Below are 21,520 nucleotides of genomic sequence, written 5' to 3' on the forward strand. Positions count from 1 at the left end.
CAATCACCTCCGCCACTTATATAGACTGAATTCTTTAAAATTGTACCTCCAATAGACAGGCTAAGGTGTGATGTAAATTATAATTGCATTCATTTGGCGGTTAAATTGAAAAAGTGTAACAAAACTTTCGAAATTTAAAACGCGGGGACAGAAAATGGCCATTGCCTAGCATCAGGGGTCAGGCACCAAACTTTTGAGTATTGCATTATCAGAGATTATGGAATAATCGTCTTAATCCTTGGAGGCACCCTGTTCGTTGGGCAAAGAGTAAGAAAAAGGGATTGCACCGGGGGTCAGGCACCAACTTTCTAGGGATATAAATCGGACCACAAAAGAAGAGTATTAAAAAGGGGAGTGGAGGGTGGATGTAGAATAAGTTAAGGGAATAAATTTCTTGGTAGAGAGGTCATATTAATTCTGAACTAGAATTATTAAAAAATATGTAAACTGGGAGGCGGTTTCTTTGGAAGAAAAAGATCTTTGGATGGGGAAGCCATTTTTCTTTGGTTTTCCGTCTTTTACGAAATATCGGATAACAAATCAAAGGCTTATTATTGAAAAAGGAGTTTTCACCAAAATTACCAATGAAATTGAATTATTCCGGGTTCGTGATATTCAAGTGAAACGAAATTTGGTAGAGAGAATCTTTGGATTCGGGGATATTACGGTTTTGTCCACTGATCATATGAATAGCGTTATTCTGCTTAAAAATATTAAAAAATCAGTTGAAGTGAAAGACATTATTCGTAATGCTGTTATGGAGCAACGAAATATTCAAAGACTTGAGATTGATGATATCCATCAGTAATAAGTTTCTTTTTCACTGCAAGCTCTTAAAGCCTGCAGTAATATCAATCTCAAAGGATTAATAAACATAGAGACAATTAAAAAGTACCCAATAAAAGAGTAACAGGTCCCGTTCCCTATCGCAAAATGTAAATTTGCAACCCAAAATGTAAGGTAAAGTGCACATCAAAAAGCACCGCAATTGCATAACGGGTTCCGTTTCCTATCACAAACATTAAAAATGTAAGTTAAATTGAGTGCCAATTTGCATATGAAATTGTCACTAATTTTTTACTGGTGTAGAGCCATCAGTACGGAATTCACATTAAAATTTTTATGGGAAAATGCACCCTAAATTGTAGGGGTACAACAGCCATTGTACCCCTACAATTTTACCTTCAATTTGATATACAAATAGTCTTACAGAAAATGCTTAGAAGGCACGTTATAATTGGATATATATATGTTAAGATTAAATAAAGTTTGTGAAAAAATGTACTCACGCTAATGGGGCAGGTTAGTTGAACAACAAAGGGATAAAGGTGCAATGTTTTTTTACAAAATGGTTTAGAGAAAGGTGCGTTTCAGGTGGAAACTTACTCAATATCAAATTACAAGGGACTAGCGGACCTAGATTCACTCCCAACCCTGGTTAACAATAAATCTTTGCTCATTTACATCACCCCCAATCTAATGAATATAACTCCATTATTCCGAAATTAATTCCAGTTACACTTACTATGAGGTGCTAGGTATTTGGGGTATTTTGGATTACTTTTAGGATGAATCTTACATGATGCAGAAATTAGATAGTAAAGTCCTTAATATAACTGATACACAACGAGCATCTATAGACAATTACTTATAAGATAGTGTGTAAAATTAAAAAGCACCCTCAAAAGGATGCTTATGCTTTATTCCTATTGGAAAGTCTATGCCGATTTAATGAAATTTGTTAATGGACAGATTGGACCGGGTTATAGAATAATTATATTCTTAACAGGCTGTTGATCTGACCTTAATTCTTACACTTTCATGGCTGCTAGTGGTGGCAATGTTTTTTTATTGTTATCGGTTATATGGTTCCAGAAATATTAAGTTTATGTTGTTTAATGTCTGCGTTATAATTAAAGTATGTTGTCATAATTTTTGTAAGATTGTCAGAAATGTTCTTTAAGCTAAAAACATAGTTGTAAAAGATTTGCCTAACCTTGGGATTATACATATTAACGAAAATACACCAATTAGAGGAGATGAAATTATTGTCAATAGAAACGTTATCGAAAAACACAGTGGAAGTTTTTAGTGCTATTATTAGGGAGCCCAATTGGGATAAAATGGAGCTGTTAGAAGGGATTAAAAAGATTTTATTACAAGCAAGAGACAGTGTGGATTCTCCTGAAGCGTACTTAGAGTCACTTTTGGTAAATGTTACCCTTCAATATGCCTATACCAATACTGCCATATCTTTCTTAATGCAGTGTATTGAAGAAGAGAAGTTTCTCTTGTATGAAAGCTTCCAATCAATCATGGCAAATGTTCCTCAACAAGTGAAAGATTCTAATTTCATAGCCGAAAACATGCCTAGGTTAAAGGAGCTAGTATATAAAGGCTCAACCATTGAAGAGCAAGTAGCCAATGCAGAAAGTGTTTATTTCCATACCAAGCTAGTAAACGATTTATTGATTGGATTTATCGGGATATTCCTGGAAACGAATAATAGGGAGCATATGGAGAGTTACTTGGAATATTCCTCAAAAGTAGTTGTTGATGCCGTAATGCACTTTTGCCAAACTTATTCTAATCATATTTTAGAAGAGATAAACTCGATGAATTCGACTAAATAGAAAGTTCCTGGTCCTGAAAGTCTATGTAAATCTAAGCTCCTCCAAACACAAGGTCTTGTTTGAGCCAGTGAACAAGCTACACGAGCGAGTAATAAGCAGTTAGTAAACTTAATATGTAATTACTTTCTTATCAAACTGTTTCGCTTCCACTGAAGCAATTAACGCCGCTTTTCAGCGGCGTTTCTGCGTGATTATGAAGTTGATTAATAATCTTTTAGATTTAGGAAATTCCGGTTGCGCATAAATAGTCGTTTATAATGCTTCGTTGGTGTCAACAGAGTTTCCAGAACCATACTAACTAAGAAGTAAATGTAAGTTTGTGAACATTTGTACTTAAACTATAGGGTGCAATAGTTGAACATAGACTTACGTTGGGATTGAATTTGACTGTGTTAAATAAACGTATCTTAGGAGAAGAAAAATGAATTACGAAGAAATTGAAATTAAAAAGAATGAGGAATATTTTCAATTAATTGATACTGGAGTAATAGAAAACGTGATTCGAGGATTGCTTGGTCAAGCACATTACGGTGAGGGATTTCGATTAATTCAGGATATATTAGTGAAATTTAGTAACAGTGAAAATGAAAATATTCGTGGCATAGCCATTCTTTGCTTCGGACATCTTGCAAGGAGATATGGGAAATTGACAAGACTCTCGTTTTACCAATCGTAAATAAAGGACTTGAGGACAAAAGTAGTTATGTCCAAGGTCATTCGAATTTGGCATTAGATGATATTAATTTCTTTGTAAAATAAACGAACCTTCTTCAACTCCCATGAAAATAAAAACTGAAAAAGTGCATACGAAAATAGACCCAGAAAAACCAGTTTTTAAAAAAGGCTGAGCCTCTTGAAGGATCGAATATAGAGTTAGCAGATGTATCGAATTGTCATCCCCTTCTACCTAAAATGAAATAGGTAAAGCTGGCGCAACAACCAGAAAAAGGATTAATCTCCCATAAGTGCTACCCTTAAAGGGTGCGACAGTCGGTGGTACACCGTGGTCGTTGGAGTCAGACTAACGGATGGGCTCAAAGGCACCATAGTTCAAAGACCTTCTTCGCCAGCATTAAAACAGTATAGACTGCCTGTTCCATTTTCATTCTCTGTGGTGCAGCGCCGTTTTTGCGCTACATGGATGGCTAACGGGTGCTTTAATCGAATAAGAAGCCAAGGACTACTGTAAAAGTGGTCTTTAATTTTTATTCGCATACAGAACGTTAGTTCGTATATGATATACCCAAAGGAGGCGATTATATGGCAATACGTGATCGTGGGATGGTTAAATGGCAGGCTGCATTTCAATTGCCTGAATTGGCAAAAACACAACGTAACTTTTGATGGGGTACTGAGCGGATAAGTAAACCGATAATTGATGAAAATGAGGCAGAAGAGTTTGACCTTCGCATAATTTACTCAATGGAATACGGTCATGCTGTAACGCTGAAGATATGGGATGAAGGATTTACTTCGGATATAACTGGTCGTGTTCATTACGTCGATCCTATTACAAATGAACTGCGGATTGAAGTAGAGTCTAGCAAATTCGAGAAAGTGGCGTTCGACAATGTTGTCGGAGTGAAGGTCGTTAATTAGGCAGACATAATGTCGAGTGGAGTGTTTATTTTTTTCTTCTTAAACTAAAGGGTGCAAGAATAAAAGATCGGGCTGTCAATACGTCAGCCTTTTCTTATTGAACTATTGGGCAGGTTAGCCGAACAATGCATTCGAAACTTTTTAAAATTATAATCGTCTAAAAATAGAGAGGGAGGACGATAAAATGAGAAACGTTTTTATCGGCATAACACTTCTTGTTTTTGTAATCACAGGATGTCAATCAAATAATAATATTGAAGAAGTGATAAACAACCACAATGACATTCAAAATTTGGAAGGTTTAAAAAAATTTGTTGAAAATGTAAATAATCAAAATCAAGCTGAAATTAACTATGTACAATATGGGATTGAAGGACAACGGGGAGTAAGGACATTAACGTTTAATGGAGAAAAAATCAATGTTTCTCATAGTGTCGATGGTGATTTTATTGAGGAATTTAACTGCAATGACTTTATAGTTAAAACTGAAGAAGATGTTAAAAAATATATACTTAGCCAATGTACAGGAGATTTTAATGGAGATTTCGAGTTATTGTCAGCCCCAAATAAAGATGAATAATTCAATTAATGGTTAAGAAAAAAGTTGTTGCAGCACCTTTTCTTATTGTACGGAGCAGGTTAGTTGAAGAAAAATTATGGAAAAAATTCCAATATCATAGGGTGATTTATGGTATAATTTGAGAAAATATATATTCGTTTTTAAGGGGGAAAATGATGAAAAAGTATTTACCAGTCACTATTGTATCCTTTGTCTTTGGTTTTATTGGACGAATGTTGGTCGGCAATTGGGGATTTTTAGTAGCTGTTGGTTTCGGACTATTATTTTTAATATATCAAGAACTAAGCATTATCTCAACACTTCTAAAAGAACGTTCCTCTACGAAAAAAGTTGCATAGATTATTCAAGTAACGGGTGCTGAAGATCCAGCTACCATAAATGGTGGCTTTTTTGTTGTTCAACTTTAAGGGCTGGTTAGTGGATGAAGGAAAAGAGGATGAGTATGTAGAAATTATTATTTATCTAATTTTGGAAGGAAGAATGTACCAGTGCCAACTGAAAAAGCAGATATTTTTGTATTAGCAATGTTTGGAGATTTTGAAACATTTAAAAGCCATTTCAATTTAGAAGATGTCCATAAAAAAGAATATGGTTACAGCTTATTACACAAATCAATAGCAGGTCGGCAATTCGAGATATCGTTGTTCTTAATAGAAAATGGCATCGATATAAATATGACGGATAAAGATGGTTTTACTCCGTTACACTACATTGCAATATATCCTAATCTGACTGTAGCTAAAGAGATTCTTAATAGAGGCGGAGATATTAATATTAGGAACAAATATGGAAATAGTGCGTTAATAACAGCTATTGATGAATGTAAAGGAAGATATTATGATTTGGTAGAACTTTTTATGCAGTATAATCCCGATACAACACTAGAAACCAATACCGGTCTGACTCCAATAGAATTGGCTAAAAGGAGGGGATATGAAAAATTGATTAATATGTTGGAGAAATAATTTTTTCACTAACTGGTGTAAGAATTGAAGATCCTGCTTTTTTGGCTGCTTTTTTTATTAACTAACGATGCAATAGAAAAACAATTTTATAAAACTATCGCTGGAGGTATTATGAAATTTTGAAATACTTTAAAGAAGCTAATCAAATTTGGAAAAGTCAAGTGCCAAAGAATGGACAATCAGATACAGTTGAAGGTGAATTAATTAGGGCAGTTGAAAAACTTCGTTATGAAGCACAATACAATGGAAATGGTAATTGGGATGGAGGATTCGGAAGATTTTGTCAGTATATTTGGGGTATTTTAAATGATGAAACTGTCTTCGACATCATTGCTTTAGAGGAAATTAAATTAGATAAGTACATTGTATAATTTTGAAGAACCTTATCTTGAAGATGATTTATATGATAGGATAACAGATCGAATTATTGAATGCAGTTTTGCTTATAAAGGACCTATTAAAAGGGAAAAGGACCCATTCCAATATAGGTAGTCTTGTTCCACTAACGGGGCAGTTTAGTGAAAGAAGATGAATGAAAAAACCTTTATTTATAAATCCTACATTTGTTAATTAGTGTTCAATAATATTTTCTTGAACCTTGAAAAATTGAGTTCATAACAAAACCATCCAAGAAAATGGATGGCTAAGGAAAATGGTCAATACTTTTCGTATAGTTATAAAAAATCGCTTTAATGGTGTCGTATTATCTAAGTTTCCTCTTTTCCTCCAATTTTAAAAGGGAAACTACAATCCACCGAACAATAATACCTACGGTTAGAAAAAGAAGGAAATCAATTGTAGTAGAAAATGGCTTTATGTAGACAAAAAATTTTATATACTGTAATACCAACTTGTAAAAAACAAAAGCTAATAGTCCACCCCAAACTGTAATCCAAAATAAATAACTTTTCCAAGAAGAAGTGTATTGGTAAACTAACATGCCTGATAAAGGAATTAGAGTAAAGTTGCCTAAAAAGTAGTTTGTCTTGATTGGTAATGTATCTTTTAGGGTTGCCCAGTAACCTAATTGTTCGCCAATTGAGTCGTAAACTTGAAATGCTACAGCAAGTAAAGAACCGTAAAGAAGGATTACTGTAATTCGTTTTTTGTCTACAAGATAAAGAAATAAAGCATAAGTACAAATTATTAAAATTACGATGAAAATCCAACTTGGAGATAGAAAAATTTCATTAATCCATTTCTTTTCAACTAAATCATATAATTGTTGGGCTTTTTTAAGTATTTGCTCATCGGTAATCATAATAATTTCCCCCTGTTTATAGAAAAATTAATTATATTCTTTGTTTACAAATGGAAATTATTCCTGAACAGAACTTTTGCTTTTTAATTTAGCCTGAGTTCTTATTCACCAAACGGGGGCTAGAGCTGAAGAAATAGGATCGCTGCGGCGATCCTATTTCTTGTTCCGCTAACGGGGCAGGTTAGTAGAAGAAGGAATATAAAGTTCGGATGAAGAATATACACCATTAAGTGATAAATCAGCAATAAATATTGGGGGGGTTATATTGAAACGTCTTGTCTTAGGTATTTTGGTGATATGGATTATCCTTATTGGAATTTATTATTTGACTACCCCTGGAGCCTAACGGGTGCTTTAATCTAAGAAGGATTAAGGCACTTTTTTGATAATTTGCTTATTGAACACAAGAAGCAGGGTTGTTCAATTAATAGAATGAGGGTGGAGTTATTTGGAAAAAGAATGGGAAAGTTTTAAATCCATTAAAGGTTGTATGTTAATGGGAATTTATGCAAAAGCACTTAGTATGCACCAATTCAAGAATGAGCTTATTCTTCACCCAGTCGAGACAATTTTAGAGATTAGAAATCCAAAATCATTTGAAATAAAGTATTGGAAGTTAAGTTGGACCGAAACCACGGCAGGAGACGATTTACTAATAGTTAAGGAGCAGGATACTCCTGAACCACTTCAATATGAATCGATAGATGCCCCTTATCAAAAACATATCATAACGGGTTCAAGTTTTTTTGTTCAACATAATGTTATTAAAAAAGTTAGTGGATATGGATTTAATAATGATGGCAGTCGATTCTTAACATCGATTATTTTAGAACTCGAAGAATCATTCATTTCTATACAAGCAGGAGCGGCTATAGAAATAAGAATTACATCAAAAAAACCTAAAGATTTTGGAAACATAATTTTTGCCACGACATTGTGAATGGTTGTATTTAAATTAACGGGTGCTTTTCTTCAAGAAAAGGGATTGCTCTTTTCCTTATAGAAGTAAAGTAGCAGGTATGTTTTAAAGGGGGGATTTGATGAGCGAGAAAGAAACTCCAGAGCGACAAAGAGAGAGGTTGAGGCAAGAAGAATTAAAGAAAAATCCAACGGGCAATTTGAACGATGCTTTTAACAGAGCAAACAATGGTAGTCTTGTCGATTTGGTAGGTAGTTTGGGATGGAAAGGTACTGGAATTCTTATTCTTGTAATAATATTAGGGGTTATAATATATTCCGTCTTCTTTCGCTAACGGTGCAATACTACAAAAAGGAAATCGCCCAATTTTCTTGATGTAAAGAATCAGTTTTCTTTGAAAGGTTAGAATTGGAAAACAGCCATAAAAGGGGAAAATAAAATGAAGAAGTTATCCATAATAATAATATCTGCACTACTAGCATTTACCTTAAGTGCTTGTAATAATAACAATTCCAAATCAAACACTGTTTCCATTGCTGAATTAACAAAGAGAGAAATTTCGATACTTTCAACCACCTCAGATAAATCATTTGTATTTGATTTCAACGTAGATAGTGACTATAAAGAGGTATCCCTATGGATTGAAAAATATGAATCAGGTAAATTGGTTGATGGTAAAATAAGTAATATAACGTCACAGATAGAGCAAAATGGCTCCATTATCTTTGCAATCGCAAAACCAAATGAAAGTACAAAGCAACTTACTTTTAATATTGGTATTAACAGTAACGGTAGCGCGGGTGGTTCAATAAGTGGATTTGATTCAAATTCTAATGGGTTAGATAAAATGTCAAGTGTGTGGGGAAACATTCCAGAAGGAAATACCTCGATTGAAGGAGAAACAGTATTAGCATATATTTGTTATTCAAATGATAAAAGTAGTATGAGTTCACTTTCCTCCGATTTTTTTAAAGATGTGGATGGTCATAAGAGTACATAAAAAAATTCGATGTTGTTTATCTGCTTAAGTCTGAATTTATCAAGTAAGGGCTTGTGTAAAGTTATTGAGCTCCCTCAGTTAGATACGATTATCTCTCGAATACTCACTTATTCGCAGGATTTCAAATCACTTGAAAGAATAGTAGGGGATTGATTGAATGAGTTTAAATCATTTTGGCACATGAAGGCGTACTTAAATTAAGGAGGCAGTATTAACTCCAATAATTTCCATATAATGTACGTATTCTCCACGCTACCCCTGGAGGTTTTCACTCCCATGTCTCAACGGGTCAATGCCCTCTCATTCCTTCGTTACACCTATCCAAGTGGTAGAGGCCGGTCTTTCTAACGGAACGGGTCTGAGCCCTTTTGCACAATAAATCCGGTACTCGTACTTTCTTTGAAATCCTAAGAATAAGCCAATATTCGAAAGGTATTAAACTTAAAGTAATTATTTTATTATCAATATAATATTAGGCAGCTATTGACATTATAGGCTGTACCATCTCAGGACGATAGGAATCATTCTTTCTGGCCATTCCTACTAGAACTCTTGCGAGTTTATGAATTAGTTTCATAATTGATTTCATTTTCTTCATCTTTTTAACTTTAACATTATTAGCGTGTAGCCCTTTAAAATCAGCGTTGTTCATGACAAGACTCATTGTCGCTAGATACAAGAAGCGCCGTAAACGTGATCTTCCACGTTTGGAGAGGACAATTTGACCTTTCCATTTACCTGAACTAGCCTCTGCAAGGTGCAGCCCAGCATGACGCAATAATGAATTGCCGTGTGCAAATCCACTTAGATCTCCTGATTCTCCTAGAATGCCTGCAAGGGCAATTTCGCTAATCCCTTTAATTGCAAGTAACTTTCTTGCGAAAGGTATTCGTTTAAGGGCTTCCGTGACTTCCATTTCAACTCGCTCGAGTTGAGTGGTTGCTAAATCAAACTCTTCAATCAATTGTTCCAGGTGTAGTTTATAGGCATCAAGTGCTTGTCGAGTTCCGATTGAATGCATAGCTAAGTCAATTAATAATTGTGCTTTTCTTAACCCAGGTTGTCTCTTCATTTGTTTTTTCCAACCTACAACGATATCTGCTGCTTTTCATAGAACGTAGTTCAAGTGGTGTAGGGAATAATCGTACAGTTGCCATTGCCCCTTTGCCTTTAACATCTTTGAATACCTGCAGAAGTTCTGGGAATACAATATCGACCCAACGGTTGATTTGATTGACCGCACTGACAAGTCGTTTAACCGTCATGTCACGGTTAGACATTAAAACTCTTAGTTTTTCAAAGGCCTCTGAAGTGGGACGAATAAAGGAATAGTAACCATTCTTGACCATATCAGCGATAACAAGAGCATCTTTTTTATCACTTTTCGAACGGCTATTATCACGGTTTTCCTTATTCTTTTTTACGAGGTGTGGGTTAACAGTTACAGCCTCAATATCTTGGTCATATAGCCATTTTGATAGATTAATCCAGTAATGTCCTGTAGGTTCCATACCGATTATTGTAGAAGCAAATCCCTTTAAGGTTTTTAACTGGTTAATCCATTGTAGTAATCTAGCAAAGCCCTCTTCATTATTTTCAAATGTAAGAGGATCACCGACGATTATTCCACGGAAATTTACAGCTCTAGCTACGTGTAATTCTTGGGCGATATCCACACCAACAACAAGGTGTTTATCTGAAATTCTCTCAATTAGTTGATTTTGTTTGTCTTGCATCTTAAACTTCATATTAGGGTTCCTCCTTAAGGTTTTGAGTTAGAGTGGTGTCTATACTCATATCTTACTGAGGGACCTAATTTTTTTCAAAGTTGATAATTAGCTATCTACAGGAATTCTAACGTGGCAGGATAGTTTAATTAGAAAATAGAATAACTATTAGTGAAAGGGAAATTTAGAATTTTTATCAATGGAGGAGAAGATGAATAATCATCTAAAGCAAGAATTGTTATTTATGTCCATCTATTTATTAATTGTAATAGTGGCAGTTTTTCTAGCTTGGTTGTTATTTTTTAAAGACGCTTATAGCCCAAGAACCGTTGTAAGAGAGAGTGAAATTGAAAAAATTGATAAAAAAGAAGCAATGATAACGGTAGAATGTGTACAGAAAAAAGTCGATGACATTAGTGTTTATAAACTAGGACAGAAGGTAAAGGTATGGTTTTCTGTACCCAAAAATAATAATGACGTTTGGGAATGCAATAAAATTAAAATTAAAGATTTAGAAATTATTGAGTAAAAAACACCTCAGAAAGTTTTGTTGGAAAATTTCTCATTGTTTCTCAATATCGTGACATATGTATTCATAGTTTCAACAATACAAATAAAGTTTGTGAAAAATTACACTTAAACTAACGGGGGCTTTAGTAGAAAAACTATGTAAAAATAAATACAGATAATACCTCAGTTCGTATCATATCGGAATGGGCTATTTTTTTGTTGAAAACAAACAAAAAACACTGCAAATTGCGGTGCAATTTGATACACATTTTACTTAACATTTTTAACTGTAAATTAACGTTTTGTGACAGGGAACGGAACCCGTTAGCAATTGCATCGCCTTTTGTATTTTGACCATAAAAATAGCTCAATCAAGAGGTGGATATTTTAATTTTTTCCTTTCTTCTTCACTAAGTCCACTTCCACCCCATTGTTGTGCTTTTATATGTTCGGCTCCTTCGTAGTACGCTTCGAAAAAGACCTTATTTTCTCTATAAGAATATAAATAGTAAATATCGTGCTTTTCCCCTTCTACATAAGTGGCAAGAAAATAGCCACCCATCGTGTAATCTCTATGAAATGCCGTATATTTTAATTGATTTTCTTTTATCCCTTGTTTAGCGATATACTCATATATAGACTTTTTCGCATTTTCTTTGATATAGAACATAAAACTTGCCACTAAAATTATTGGTATTAGGACAACCACAGCTAAAATCGTATATTTTTTCTTCATAAAAACCCCGCCCTTTTAAGTTAACCAATTGTTATATTTAGTGTAATTTTACACTAACCCTAATTAAATAACAAGAATATGTTAGCGAATTTATAATACCTAATTTGTATAGCAATATGTAAATAATAATGCTGTTATATACTAGCCAGTATATATCAACATTTTCAACTACAAATTGCTATACAAATAAACAAATAAATCGGGGATAAATCCCTTTATACCAACAAAAAATGCCTATCAAATTAGCTCTCAATTCGATAGACATTTTATATTACATTTTCTTTGTTTGCGATAGGAAACGGAACCCGTTAATAAAAGAGGGTACTTTTCGTTCTGTTGAATGGTTAACTAAACACACTCGATAAAAATATTCCCTGGTCAGAATATACAGAGGAAAGCCTGAGACAGGATAAAGAGGCTATTAGTGATTTGTTAAGAGAGAAGAAAAATAAATATGACAAAAATTTAGATATTTCTCTTTAAGCAGATATATCGGTTAAAAGCTTTATCACGTCATTTCGACAATCCTCATTGTAAAAGCAGCGGAGACTCCAGATTTCTCAGGCTGCTGGTTAAACTGCTCGAAACAGGCAAACGCATCTCGGGCTGCCTCAAGTTCGGGTGACTTTGTTATTTTTCAAAAACATGAGGATTTCGTCCATCGACTCCCAAAGACTATAGAGGTCAATCCCATAAAAACCAACCTGCTTTTCAGGTGGCGGCGATTGATTATATCTTCATACCACAATCACCCCAAAAAACCTGCCAGTGTAAGTTTAGTCGATAAGTAATAAATAAAAGCCGAGTTCCACTAAAAGAGAACTCGACTTTGTTGGTGGATATCTTACGAAATAAAGGAAAGAAGAGCCCCTGTGACGGCGGAAAATACAACTACAATCCAAGGCGGACATTTCCAGACCGTTAGTAAACCGAAAGCAGCTAAAGCTAGACAAAAATCGAATGGACTCTTAATTGCTTTTGTCCATACAGGGTTGTATAAAGCCGCTAGTAAGATCCCGACAACTGCTGCATTAATACCATGAAGTGCTGCTTGAAAACGGGGGCTGTGACGAAGCCAATTCCAAAAAGGAAGAGCTCCTATAATTAATAGAAAAGAAGGAAGAAAGATAGCAAAAGTCGCTACAATAGCCCCTTTCCATCCAAAGCTAGCCATTCCTAAATACGATGCAAAGGTAAATAGCGGTCCTGGAACTGCTTGTGCTGCTCCGTATCCAGCTAAGAATTGATCTGCTGTTAACCAGCCCTGAGGAACAACTTCTGCTTGTAATAATGGAAGTACAACATGTCCTCCCCCAAATACTAAGGCACCTGATCGGTAGAAACCATCAAATAAGGCAATCAGATTGGAATGAGTGAACTGTCTAACTAGAGGAAGGAACCCTAACAAAACAAAAAACAAAACCAATAAGATACTAGCTATCTTTTTGTTAAAAGATATAGGGATTAGAACTGAATTAGAATCTGTGGTACTTCGAAACAAAAAACATCCTATTATTCCAGCTACAATGATAATACCAACCTGACTAAAAACACTAGGAATAATCAAAGTTAGAATAGCGGCAACTATTACGATAGTGGCACGAGGGCGATCAGATGCTAAGTTTTTTGCCATGCCCCACACCGCCTGGACTACTACAGCTACCGCCACAACCAGTAATCCATGGATCCAACCTGTCTCGCTAAGAGAGGTTCCTTTTAAAAAATAGGCAAACAAGACAAGGGCAATGACGGAAGGAAGTGTAAATCCTAGCCAAGAGGAAATAGCACCCAAAAAACCAGCTCGTATAAACCCAATCCCCATACCAACCTGACTGCTTGCTGGACCGGGTAAAAATTGACATAATGCCACCAAATCTGCATATGTTTTCTCATCTAACCACTTGCGTCGGTTTACATATTCCTCTCGGAAATATCCTAAATGAGCAATTGGCCCTCCAAAAGAAGTCAGCCCTAACTTCATAGAAATCAGTAACACTTCAAGTAATAATGAAAGTTTACCTTTTTTCTTTTTAAGATTATTATGTAATCCCTTATCCATTTAGTCCCTCCTTCATTATCTGTTTCCAATTTCGAAAATTGATAGTATTGTATCACGTTTAAGCAGTGTTTTTAAATAGAGACAATATTAAGATAACGTTAAATTTATGTACTTCTATAACTCTGTTTTTTGTCTACATATTTTCAATTCTCCTCAACTTATAAAAACGAATCACATTTTTAAGGGTTACTTTAACAACCGAGTAGAGTGGAATGGCGATAATGATTCCTACAAATCCATAAATAGCCCCTGAAATTAACAAAATGAAAATGACTGTTAAAGGATGAATATCCAGTTTTTTCCCCATAACTCTTGGTGTTACAAGATTACCATCTATTTGCTGTGCAACGATAACAACTAAAACGACTTTCAAAACCATAAATGGACTTTGTAAAAGTGCGACAAGGACGGCCGGGACCATTCCAATCACAGGGCCAATAAAGGGTACAATCGTCATACACATGGCGAAAATGGCAAGCAATAGACTATTATTCAGGCCAATAATGCAAAAACCGATATACAGCAAGATTCCATCGGATAATGCGATGATACATTGTCCGATTATATAGGCGGATAAAGTCTTATCTATATCAACAAGAATCAAATTTCCTGCTTCCGCGTGTTCAACGGGGAGAATTTTTAAGAGAGCGGGCTTCAGTTTCTCGCCATCTCGTAAAAAATAAAAAACAATAAACGGGACAACTGCAAGCACCGTTGCAATACTAGTGATAGTTGATAGGATATTCGTTATATTTTGTTCAACATGATGAAAAAAGGAGTTTGAGAGGGAACTTGCTTTTTCTTCAATCATTCTTAATGAACTGTTTCCAAAGCTATTATGCTTAACCATGTTATGGGACACATTTGTTATTTTTTCAACCTTATTTGGAAATTGGTCTGAAAGCTGCTGGACTTGTTGTGCAATGGGTGTACCAGTAAAAAGAACAAAAAGATATCCAGCACCGATGAATAGTAAATAAACAATCAATATACTCCAATTTGTACTGATATATTTGGAGAAAAAGGTTACAAATGGTCTCATTAAATAATAAATGACTCCGGATATGAGAATCGGAAAAAATATAGTAGCAATGAATTTTTTAAAGGGCCAAACAAAGTAATCTATTTTCCCCAAAAAGAAAATGATTAATAAAATTAACAGGATAGCTGTTGCATATTTAAAAAAAGGTCTCTTGATCCACATATCATCCACCCTATAAGAAAATATTTATGAAAATACAGGAAGTTAAGTTGCTGCTAATATTTTTCTATATAACTATCCTCTTTTTGTCCTATATAAACGTATAAAGAAAAATCTCCTAACTATTTCAACAGAATTAAGGTGTTATAAATTTTAGGTCCAAATTCGGGCTCAGTCCCCCGGCAAGCTAAAGCTTTAACGCACCGGGGGACTGACCCTAATCTCCATTATTACCTAACACAAAAGGCTGAATTTAAAGTTGTTTATCTTAACAACTTTTGATTCAGCCTTTCTTATAAATAAAATGGATCCGATTAAATGCCGGATCCTAAAAATCGGAGTGCCAGGCACTATTTTAAGAAGAATGGTGGAGTTAAAACAAGCTGGTAAGAATATCGATTTGATTACAATGTCAACCTTACAAAACCTCGAATCATTAGGTGGAATGTCATACCTTTCTGAATTGTTATCGTTTGCGGATGTTGAGAAATTTGATGGAATGGAAAAGCTCATTCTTGATTTGTGGAAGGAACGGGAAAAGAGAAACGTCTTAACGGTTGCAGCCATGAATGATTGGGAGATTGCGAAAGTAATTGCCGAATTGGATAAAATTAATCAAATGAAGATGGATGATCACACCTCCTTACAAAATGCCTTGGTAGATATCTATGAGGCGCCCTGGGAAGATCAAATACGCCTGAAAAGTGCAACAACCGGTATCAAAAAGCTCGACGACATGACGGGAGGCTTTCAGAGCGGGGAAGTGACAATTCTAGCGGCAAGACCATCGATGGGAAAAACAGACGTGATGCTTCATTTTGCTAAAACGACGGGTTGGGCTGGGTTTCTGCCACTTGTATTTTCTTTAGAAATGCCTGAAAAGCTGATAACTTCCCGATTAATGGCATCGACAGGAGGCTTTAACCGTGCAAAAATGCGGGATCCAAAAAGAATGCTCAATCAAAGTCAAAAGAATAGATGGCCGGGTGTAATTGGTGACCTCTCTGAAACCCATATGCAAATTTTTGATGGTGCTGGACAAACGATTGCCGAAATAAGAGCGAAAACGAGAAAGCTGATGAATCAATTTCCATGCAAGAAGCCGATCCTTTTTATCGATTACTTAACACTAATCCGTTCAGGTCAATTTTACGGGGGGAATTCCCATTTACAAGTGACGGAAATATCCCAATCACTTAAAACGATGGCGAAGGATTTTAATTGTCCCGTCATTTGTTTGGCGCAGCTCAATCGTTCAGTGGAATCACGTGCCAATAAACGACCAATGATGTCTGATATTCGGGAATCGGGCAGTGTGGAACAGGATGCCGATGTCATATTATTCTTGTATCGTGAAGCATATTATGACAAGGACTCCGAGGATCATTCTCTTGAAATCATTGTCTCGAAAAACCGAAATGGTCCAGTTGGAACCATCGCTGTGAATTACAACGAGCATACAGGAAGACTAGAGGACCAAAGGGAACAGAGTCTTACCGTTGGATAACTTCGATTCGCACATTGTGAACGAAGCCTACGGATGATTTAAAAATCTTATATATAGAGGTGTTATCACATGTTTGTGAAAGATCTTTACATGGATTCTATCCGTTTTGAAGAGTCCTCATTGGCTCATTGCATCCACCATTTACTGGCGGAGCAGAAAATTTCATTAGATGACGACATTTCCAAATTGGACTTTGATCAAGCAGATCACCAGAAAGTAGCGGAAATGATTCATAACAATGTATTAGGGTTTCATAAGATTTGCATCTACTCGTTGAAAATGAACCAAAAGGATTTTATCTTTATCTTTGCAGCCAGCGAGCAAGAGGCAATTAAATTTTATCGCAGCACATTTCATCAAACCCCATTAAACTGTCACGAATATCCGTTAGATTTCGAGCTTTGTAGAGGAAATGGTGGGATTTCGTTTCGGGACATGAGGAAGGAATTCATGAGTTTTCCAGCTATAGCGGGGCGTTTTGAGAGGGAGTGGTGAGATATTTTTTTTAGTTAAAATTAAAGGAATTCTATAACAAAATCTAAAAAAATTTTCCGTATTGGTCACTTCGATTTAAAAATATCGAGGTGATTTTTTTATGATCCAACAAAGGAGTTGTTTGAATGAATACATTTTGGTGAAATCAACCTTATAACATATGCTATATTAACTTGTTACAGGAATATTTTTTCCCCTGAGGTAAGTTGCAGCTATTATCTGCTATTATTTCTAAAAAGGTAGTGTTTATCCTATGTTAGAGGAACAATGCAATGGATAAAAAAGAAAATTTGCTTGGGCCGATAGATGGATGAAGATGACTGGTGAATTTGCAAGAATTAATGTAAAAGTTAATAATACATATATCGAGTACGAAAAGAACGGCAAATTGGTTAAAGAATTTTCTAATGGCAATATAGTACCACTAACAAATGAGAATCAATCATGATGCATAAGCACAGACCTATGTTCTAATGGACGGAACCAGTTAATTACGAATTGCAAGAGAAGATAATTGAATTAATATCAAGGATAAGGCCGACGAATTTTTGGCGGCATTAGCATAATATCGAAGGAGGAAGACATGGAAGTTTTTGCGAAATATTTAGTTGGTATCGATAATCCTGACCACCGCGACCGAACAGAGGAAATTTTGGATTGGATTGCTAATAAATTCCCAAATTTGGAGCCGCAATTCAAGTGGAATACGCCAATGTTTTCCGATCACGGCACATTTATCATCGGCTTTTCCACAGCGAAGCATCATTTGAGCGTTTCACCCGAAGAAGTAGGCATTGCGCACTTTGCCGATGACATTGCACAAGCTGGCTACAGCGCTACCAAAGGCTTGATTCGAATTCCCTGGAATATGCCGGTAAATTACGAATTGCTTGAGAAAATGATTGAATTTAATATTCAGGATAAAGCAGAATATATGAATTTTTGGCGGAAATAATACATCACTCCTTATCAAAAAGCGCATGACACGAAAAAGTGTCATGCGTTTTTGAAACTCAATTAAGGCGTCAACAGCTCAATAGAAGCCGTATGCGAACGCCCGTCAAACTACTTCCCCTTTTTTCGTTGTGCCTCTTGTGGCTTTAATGCTTCCTACGAAGGGTCAGCATCAATTATTTGAGTATGCCACATACTAAAATAACACGAATTGAAAGAAGGGAAAGGGATGAAGGATATACTGGCTATCTTTTGTTTGATCTTTTTCTGTACATCCATTGTTGTATCTGCTGAGATACCAAACCTGCCGAAACAAACACTTGTGGTAGGGAATGAGAAAGAAGGGGTCTACCTTTACGCGACTCCGAATCCAAAAGCTGATTTGTATACTAATTTTCGTGTCAAGATTGGGAAAAAAGTAGTGGATACGTATGGCTGGGAAGTTCAAATGAGAGAAGAGCGGCAACCCGAATTACACGTGATAGATCTCAATAATGATGGTAAGAAGGAAATTGTGGTCATCTTAACACTAGGTACTGGTACATGGGTAGTACAGAAAGAAGCACATATCCTCCAGCAAGTAGAAACATCCGATGGGAAAGCCTACGAGGAAATGGACATCGACAATCCAGTTCACACAATTGAGCGAGATTTCAAAATTAGCGCTACTGCCAAAACGATACAGGTAAAGGGGCGGAAACATTTATGGAAAGCCGCCAATCCTTGCGGCAGCACGTATTTTCGTAACCGATTCCCTCTTTCTCAATCCGTGAATTGGAAGGTGGAGGGCAATAATTTGGTAGCGGATGTGGGCCTGACCATAACTTCCAACTGCGTACCAGGAGGATTTATTCTAAAGTACAAACAAAGAGGGGAAATCTATATAGCAAAGCAGATAGACGTAAATTTGTAAAAGCGGAAGTGGGTTCAGTCTCGCAATGGGTTTAGCGTTAATTCATTGAGAGACTGACTCCCGATGTGAAATCAATGAGATAATTCCTAAACAGCTGAACAGTTCAGTAGCGGAGTTTTTGCCTTTATATACAGTGTGGACCATCAACATTGAAGACTGTCCGTTAGTGCTCAGCACAAGAAAATAAATAGAAAAATTTAGGAAAAATGGTAATCATACTCCATATATGTTTTCGGGATTTATGAAGGGATTCAAAAGGTATCAGATGAATTGACCAAACATCACATAAAAGAAATCACTAAGATGATCACACGGTCAGCAAGAAACTAACGATAAACATAAACCAGCTTGAAGTATTCCGTAAAGTTATCTGGCGCATGCGGTAACGAGCATTTTCCCATATGCATTTCTAGAGAATCTAGCTCTTACTTTTCAACCAGCTAACGAATCCGTAAATAAGAAGCAGTAACACCCCCATCTCAATAGCATGATCGGCCAAGTTAAGTATTCCGCCAGAGCGAATGATAAAATCTGTCACCTGCCCAAACAAAAGTCGATCAATGCCATTTCCAATTGCTCCTCCGACAAGGAATCCTAAACTACTATTAATGAGAGCACCCTTCATTTCTCCGGTTCTGCGAAAATAATAAACACCTATCACGAACAGCACAGCCACAACTCCGAAGAGCCGAGCATTGCCTTGAAATAAACCTCCTGCCATCCCGCTATTTTCGATATGCGTGAGTTGAATTCCCCACAATGTAAATGTTTCATTGATGTCAATATAGGTCCGAATTAGATATTTAGAAAGCTGGTCCATCACCATAACAAGAATTGCAAACACATAAAATAGCATATATAGTCCTACTTTCATACTGGATCATTTGTATCCTAATCATCAGTATAATGGAAAGTTTAATTCTATTCTATTAACGGGTTCTCTTTAGGGGGACAAAGTAGTAAAATAACAGATAAAATCGCAGACCTATCCGCATAATCGGAGGGGTCGATTTTTTATTTATATAAAGCCCTTTGAAGATAACGAATGGCGATTACAGACAAAAGGTTTAAAATAGGGGATATTTTATATCTAAGATAAATAAATAATGGTAAAATTATCAAAAGGGAGAGGATATCGAATGTCTGAAAATAGTCAAACAAACAATAGTTCAGTAATTTCTTTAACCGTTGGAATTCTGTCATTGTTAATACCTATTATTGGTTTAATATTAGGCATTATCGGAATAGTATTTTCAAGAAAAGCCGTAAAAGAAATTAATAAAACAAATGAAAATGGCAGGGGCTTAGCAACCGCAGGTTTAATTTGTAGTATTGTCGGGATCATTTTGCAACTTTTTGCGGTACTGGGGTACATAGCGTTTTTTTCTTTAACTTCTTCAGGATCTACTATTAGTTTCTAATTGAAATGCTAAAAAGAGCACAAAAATGTGCTCTTTTTATTTGCATTTTATTGCTAATTATCTCGTTATACTCCACTGTTTAAATTATCTTATTATATTAATTTTATAGAAATAATTTATATTCCAATAACTTTGCTTTTTTTCTGCTTATCAATTATGCTATATTATAAAAAGTAAATTCATTCTATTCTGTAAATAGGAATAATCTGATAACTAAGGGGAGATTGAAATGAAGAAGTTTGGTTTATTTAGTTTATTTTTAATTCTAACAATTTTTATCGCAGCTTGTGGTAGTAGTGACGCAACAAGCGGGAAAGAACAAAAGAGTAAGGTGTATAAAGTTGGTGTGGATACTACTTATCCTCCATTTGAATTTAAAGAAGGTAACGACTATAAGGGTATCGATATTGATTTAATCAATGCAATAGCAAAGAATCAAGGATTCAAAATTGAACTTTCTCCAATGGATTTTGGTGGAATCATCCCAGCAATGCAAGCTAATCAGCTGGATGTGGCGATTGCAGGAATGAGTATTACAGAAGATAGAAAAAAAATAGTAGATTTCTCAACACCATATTTTGATGCAGGATTAACAGTAGTTGTTAAAAAAGATGATTCAAGCATTAAATCTGTAAATGATCTTAAAGGAAAAAAGGTAGCAGTTAAAAAAGGAACTACAGGTGCGAAATATGCACAAGACAATGCTGCCAAACTAGGAATTACTGTTGTTCAATTTAATGACAGTCCTGCCATGTTCCAGGAAGTGTCGAACGGAAATGCAGAAGCACTTATTGAAGATTATCCGGTTATCTCCTATGCAATTGCTCAAAAAGACCTTGGCTTAACAATCGTGGGTGATCGATTGAACGGAGATCAATATGGAATTGCAGTATTAAAAGGACAAAACCAAGATCTTTTGAAAAAAATTAACAAAGGACTTGAAGAGCTTAAAAAAGGCGGAACTTATGATCAAATTATAAAAACTTATCTAGGTGAATAATAGATTTGTGAGCAATAGGCGCGCTTATAGCGCGCTTTCT

23 protein-coding genes and 2 pseudogenes are annotated in these 21,520 nt (G+C 35.5%); 18 read left to right on the forward strand and 7 right to left on the reverse strand.

Annotation, left to right across the window (positions count from 1 at the left end; translation table 11 throughout):
• Positions 1-463: 463 nt before the first annotated feature.
• From BANVL01_RS16370 to BANVL01_RS16405, 8 genes are all read left to right on the forward strand, one after another.
• Positions 464-808 carry a PH domain-containing protein gene (locus tag BANVL01_RS16370; protein ID WP_066088210.1) on the forward strand — a complete coding sequence of 115 codons (345 nt, stop codon included), beginning with the start codon at positions 464-466 and terminating at the stop codon, positions 806-808.
• A gap of 1,240 nt (positions 809-2,048) precedes the next feature.
• Positions 2,049-2,633 (forward strand): hypothetical protein, encoded by a 585-nt coding sequence (locus tag BANVL01_RS16375; RefSeq protein ID WP_066088207.1) that lies wholly within the window; start codon positions 2,049-2,051, stop codon positions 2,631-2,633.
• 421 nt (positions 2,634-3,054) lie between these two features.
• Positions 3,055-3,309 carry a hypothetical protein gene (locus tag BANVL01_RS16380; protein ID WP_066088199.1) on the forward strand — a complete coding sequence of 85 codons (255 nt, stop codon included), beginning with the start codon at positions 3,055-3,057 and terminating at the stop codon, positions 3,307-3,309.
• Positions 3,310-3,992: 683 nt separating this feature from the next.
• Positions 3,993-4,232 (forward strand): YolD-like family protein, encoded by a 240-nt coding sequence (locus BANVL01_RS28300; RefSeq protein WP_268874948.1) that lies wholly within the window; start codon positions 3,993-3,995, stop codon positions 4,230-4,232.
• Positions 4,233-4,416: 184 nt separating this feature from the next.
• Positions 4,417-4,812, forward strand: a complete 396-nt coding sequence (locus BANVL01_RS16390) for a DUF4362 domain-containing protein (protein ID WP_066088196.1) — start codon at positions 4,417-4,419, stop codon at positions 4,810-4,812.
• A 155-nt stretch (positions 4,813-4,967) separates the two neighbouring features.
• Positions 4,968-5,150, forward strand: coding sequence for a hypothetical protein (locus BANVL01_RS16395; protein WP_066088191.1), 183 nt, complete (start codon positions 4,968-4,970; stop codon positions 5,148-5,150).
• A gap of 150 nt (positions 5,151-5,300) precedes the next feature.
• The gene (locus BANVL01_RS16400; protein ID WP_066088190.1) at positions 5,301-5,777 is read left to right on the forward strand and encodes an ankyrin repeat domain-containing protein; all 477 of its coding nucleotides are present in this window, start codon (positions 5,301-5,303) and stop codon (positions 5,775-5,777) included.
• A gap of 119 nt (positions 5,778-5,896) precedes the next feature.
• On the forward strand, positions 5,897-6,148 hold the full coding sequence (locus BANVL01_RS16405; protein ID WP_235845611.1) for a hypothetical protein: 252 nt from the start codon (positions 5,897-5,899) through the stop codon (positions 6,146-6,148).
• Between the two features lie 332 nt (positions 6,149-6,480).
• Here the strand turns inward: BANVL01_RS16405 and BANVL01_RS16410 are convergent, their stop codons facing one another.
• On the reverse strand, positions 6,481-7,038 hold the full coding sequence (locus BANVL01_RS16410; RefSeq protein WP_066088189.1) for a hypothetical protein: 558 nt from the start codon (positions 7,036-7,038) through the stop codon (positions 6,481-6,483).
• 448 nt (positions 7,039-7,486) lie between these two features.
• Between BANVL01_RS16410 and BANVL01_RS16415 the strand changes: the two genes are divergently transcribed.
• From BANVL01_RS16415 to BANVL01_RS16425, 3 genes are all read left to right on the forward strand, one after another.
• Complete coding sequence (locus BANVL01_RS16415) at positions 7,487-7,978, forward strand: hypothetical protein (protein ID WP_066088186.1); 492 nt, start codon at positions 7,487-7,489, stop codon at positions 7,976-7,978.
• Positions 7,979-8,078: 100 nt separating this feature from the next.
• Positions 8,079-8,291, forward strand: coding sequence for a DUF6366 family protein (locus BANVL01_RS16420; protein ID WP_066088183.1), 213 nt, complete (start codon positions 8,079-8,081; stop codon positions 8,289-8,291).
• Between the two features lie 105 nt (positions 8,292-8,396).
• Positions 8,397-8,957, forward strand: coding sequence for a YgaN family protein (locus BANVL01_RS16425; protein WP_066088182.1), 561 nt, complete (start codon positions 8,397-8,399; stop codon positions 8,955-8,957).
• A 472-nt stretch (positions 8,958-9,429) separates the two neighbouring features.
• Here BANVL01_RS16425 and BANVL01_RS16430 read toward each other — a convergent pair.
• Positions 9,430-10,705 (reverse strand): annotated as a pseudogene (locus BANVL01_RS16430) (IS110 family RNA-guided transposase).
• Between the two features lie 178 nt (positions 10,706-10,883).
• Here BANVL01_RS16430 and BANVL01_RS16435 point away from each other — a divergent pair.
• On the forward strand, positions 10,884-11,213 hold the full coding sequence (locus tag BANVL01_RS16435; RefSeq protein ID WP_169803191.1) for a hypothetical protein: 330 nt from the start codon (positions 10,884-10,886) through the stop codon (positions 11,211-11,213).
• A 348-nt stretch (positions 11,214-11,561) separates the two neighbouring features.
• Here the strand turns inward: BANVL01_RS16435 and BANVL01_RS16440 are convergent, their stop codons facing one another.
• The 4 genes and pseudogenes from BANVL01_RS16440 to BANVL01_RS16450 all read right to left on the reverse strand — a co-directional run bounded on the left by BANVL01_RS16440 (position 11,562) and on the right by BANVL01_RS16450 (position 15,193).
• On the reverse strand, positions 11,562-11,930 hold the full coding sequence (locus BANVL01_RS16440; protein WP_066088174.1) for a DUF3139 domain-containing protein: 369 nt from the start codon (positions 11,928-11,930) through the stop codon (positions 11,562-11,564).
• Positions 11,931-12,541: 611 nt separating this feature from the next.
• Positions 12,542-12,652: pseudogene (locus BANVL01_RS28620) on the reverse strand (erythromycin esterase family protein); the annotation flags it as partial.
• Between the two features lie 122 nt (positions 12,653-12,774).
• Positions 12,775-13,989, reverse strand: a complete 1,215-nt coding sequence (locus BANVL01_RS16445) for a chromate transporter (RefSeq protein WP_082805023.1) — start codon at positions 13,987-13,989, stop codon at positions 12,775-12,777.
• 133 nt (positions 13,990-14,122) lie between these two features.
• The gene (locus BANVL01_RS16450; RefSeq protein ID WP_066088171.1) at positions 14,123-15,193 is read right to left on the reverse strand and encodes an AI-2E family transporter; all 1,071 of its coding nucleotides are present in this window, start codon (positions 15,191-15,193) and stop codon (positions 14,123-14,125) included.
• A gap of 364 nt (positions 15,194-15,557) precedes the next feature.
• Here BANVL01_RS16450 and BANVL01_RS16455 point away from each other — a divergent pair, with 364 nt between their 5' ends.
• The 4 genes from BANVL01_RS16455 (at position 15,558) to BANVL01_RS16475 (ending at position 19,059) form a co-directional block, all read left to right on the forward strand.
• Positions 15,558-16,697, forward strand: a complete 1,140-nt coding sequence (locus BANVL01_RS16455) for a DnaB-like helicase C-terminal domain-containing protein (protein ID WP_235845612.1) — start codon at positions 15,558-15,560, stop codon at positions 16,695-16,697.
• 69 nt (positions 16,698-16,766) lie between these two features.
• Positions 16,767-17,192 carry a hypothetical protein gene (locus tag BANVL01_RS16460; RefSeq protein WP_066088162.1) on the forward strand — a complete coding sequence of 142 codons (426 nt, stop codon included), beginning with the start codon at positions 16,767-16,769 and terminating at the stop codon, positions 17,190-17,192.
• Positions 17,193-17,775: 583 nt separating this feature from the next.
• Complete coding sequence (locus tag BANVL01_RS16470; RefSeq protein WP_066088161.1) at positions 17,776-18,147, forward strand: iron chaperone; 372 nt, start codon at positions 17,776-17,778, stop codon at positions 18,145-18,147.
• A gap of 228 nt (positions 18,148-18,375) precedes the next feature.
• Positions 18,376-19,059 carry a hypothetical protein gene (locus BANVL01_RS16475; RefSeq protein ID WP_066088158.1) on the forward strand — a complete coding sequence of 228 codons (684 nt, stop codon included), beginning with the start codon at positions 18,376-18,378 and terminating at the stop codon, positions 19,057-19,059.
• A gap of 418 nt (positions 19,060-19,477) precedes the next feature.
• Here BANVL01_RS16475 and lspA read toward each other — a convergent pair whose 3' ends face one another.
• The gene (gene lspA, locus BANVL01_RS16480) at positions 19,478-19,933 is read right to left on the reverse strand and encodes a signal peptidase II (RefSeq protein ID WP_235845614.1); all 456 of its coding nucleotides are present in this window, start codon (positions 19,931-19,933) and stop codon (positions 19,478-19,480) included.
• A 265-nt stretch (positions 19,934-20,198) separates the two neighbouring features.
• Here lspA and BANVL01_RS16485 point away from each other — a divergent pair, with 265 nt between their 5' ends.
• Positions 20,199-20,480 (forward strand): DUF4190 domain-containing protein, encoded by a 282-nt coding sequence (locus tag BANVL01_RS16485; RefSeq protein ID WP_066088149.1) that lies wholly within the window; start codon positions 20,199-20,201, stop codon positions 20,478-20,480.
• Positions 20,481-20,709: 229 nt separating this feature from the next.
• The gene (locus BANVL01_RS16490) at positions 20,710-21,480 is read left to right on the forward strand and encodes a transporter substrate-binding domain-containing protein (RefSeq protein WP_066088146.1); all 771 of its coding nucleotides are present in this window, start codon (positions 20,710-20,712) and stop codon (positions 21,478-21,480) included.
• Positions 21,481-21,520 lie beyond the last annotated feature (40 nt).

The sequence above is a fragment of the Neobacillus novalis NBRC 102450 genome (genome assembly GCF_001591805.1).
GTDB lineage: Bacteria > Bacillota > Bacilli > Bacillales > Cytobacillaceae > Neobacillus > Neobacillus novalis.

What these genes read in the sequence shown, in the direction of transcription:
- BANVL01_RS16460 (WP_066088162.1), top strand. Translation starts at nt 16,767, where the DNA reads ATGTTTGTGAAAGATCTTTACATGGATTCTATCCGTTTTGAAGAGTCC.
- BANVL01_RS16410 (WP_066088189.1), bottom strand. Translation starts at nt 7,038, where the DNA reads ATGATTACCGATGAGCAAATACTTAAAAAAGCCCAACAATTATATGAT.
- BANVL01_RS16475 (WP_066088158.1), top strand. Translation starts at nt 18,376, where the DNA reads ATGAAGGATATACTGGCTATCTTTTGTTTGATCTTTTTCTGTACATCC.
- BANVL01_RS16450 (WP_066088171.1), bottom strand. Translation starts at nt 15,193, where the DNA reads ATGTGGATCAAGAGACCTTTTTTTAAATATGCAACAGCTATCCTGTTA.
- BANVL01_RS16425 (WP_066088182.1), top strand. Translation starts at nt 8,397, where the DNA reads ATGAAGAAGTTATCCATAATAATAATATCTGCACTACTAGCATTTACC.
- BANVL01_RS16420 (WP_066088183.1), top strand. Translation starts at nt 8,079, where the DNA reads ATGAGCGAGAAAGAAACTCCAGAGCGACAAAGAGAGAGGTTGAGGCAA.
- BANVL01_RS16390 (WP_066088196.1), top strand. Translation starts at nt 4,417, where the DNA reads ATGAGAAACGTTTTTATCGGCATAACACTTCTTGTTTTTGTAATCACA.
- BANVL01_RS16445 (WP_082805023.1), bottom strand. Translation starts at nt 13,989, where the DNA reads ATGGATAAGGGATTACATAATAATCTTAAAAAGAAAAAAGGTAAACTT.
- BANVL01_RS16395 (WP_066088191.1), top strand. Translation starts at nt 4,968, where the DNA reads ATGAAAAAGTATTTACCAGTCACTATTGTATCCTTTGTCTTTGGTTTT.
- BANVL01_RS16380 (WP_066088199.1), top strand. Translation starts at nt 3,055, where the DNA reads ATGAATTACGAAGAAATTGAAATTAAAAAGAATGAGGAATATTTTCAA.
- BANVL01_RS16470 (WP_066088161.1), top strand. Translation starts at nt 17,776, where the DNA reads ATGGAAGTTTTTGCGAAATATTTAGTTGGTATCGATAATCCTGACCAC.
- lspA (WP_235845614.1), bottom strand. Translation starts at nt 19,933, where the DNA reads ATGAAAGTAGGACTATATATGCTATTTTATGTGTTTGCAATTCTTGTT.
- BANVL01_RS16435 (WP_169803191.1), top strand. Translation starts at nt 10,884, where the DNA reads ATGGAGGAGAAGATGAATAATCATCTAAAGCAAGAATTGTTATTTATG.
- BANVL01_RS16440 (WP_066088174.1), bottom strand. Translation starts at nt 11,930, where the DNA reads ATGAAGAAAAAATATACGATTTTAGCTGTGGTTGTCCTAATACCAATA.
- BANVL01_RS16490 (WP_066088146.1), top strand. Translation starts at nt 20,710, where the DNA reads ATGAAGAAGTTTGGTTTATTTAGTTTATTTTTAATTCTAACAATTTTT.
- BANVL01_RS16485 (WP_066088149.1), top strand. Translation starts at nt 20,199, where the DNA reads ATGTCTGAAAATAGTCAAACAAACAATAGTTCAGTAATTTCTTTAACC.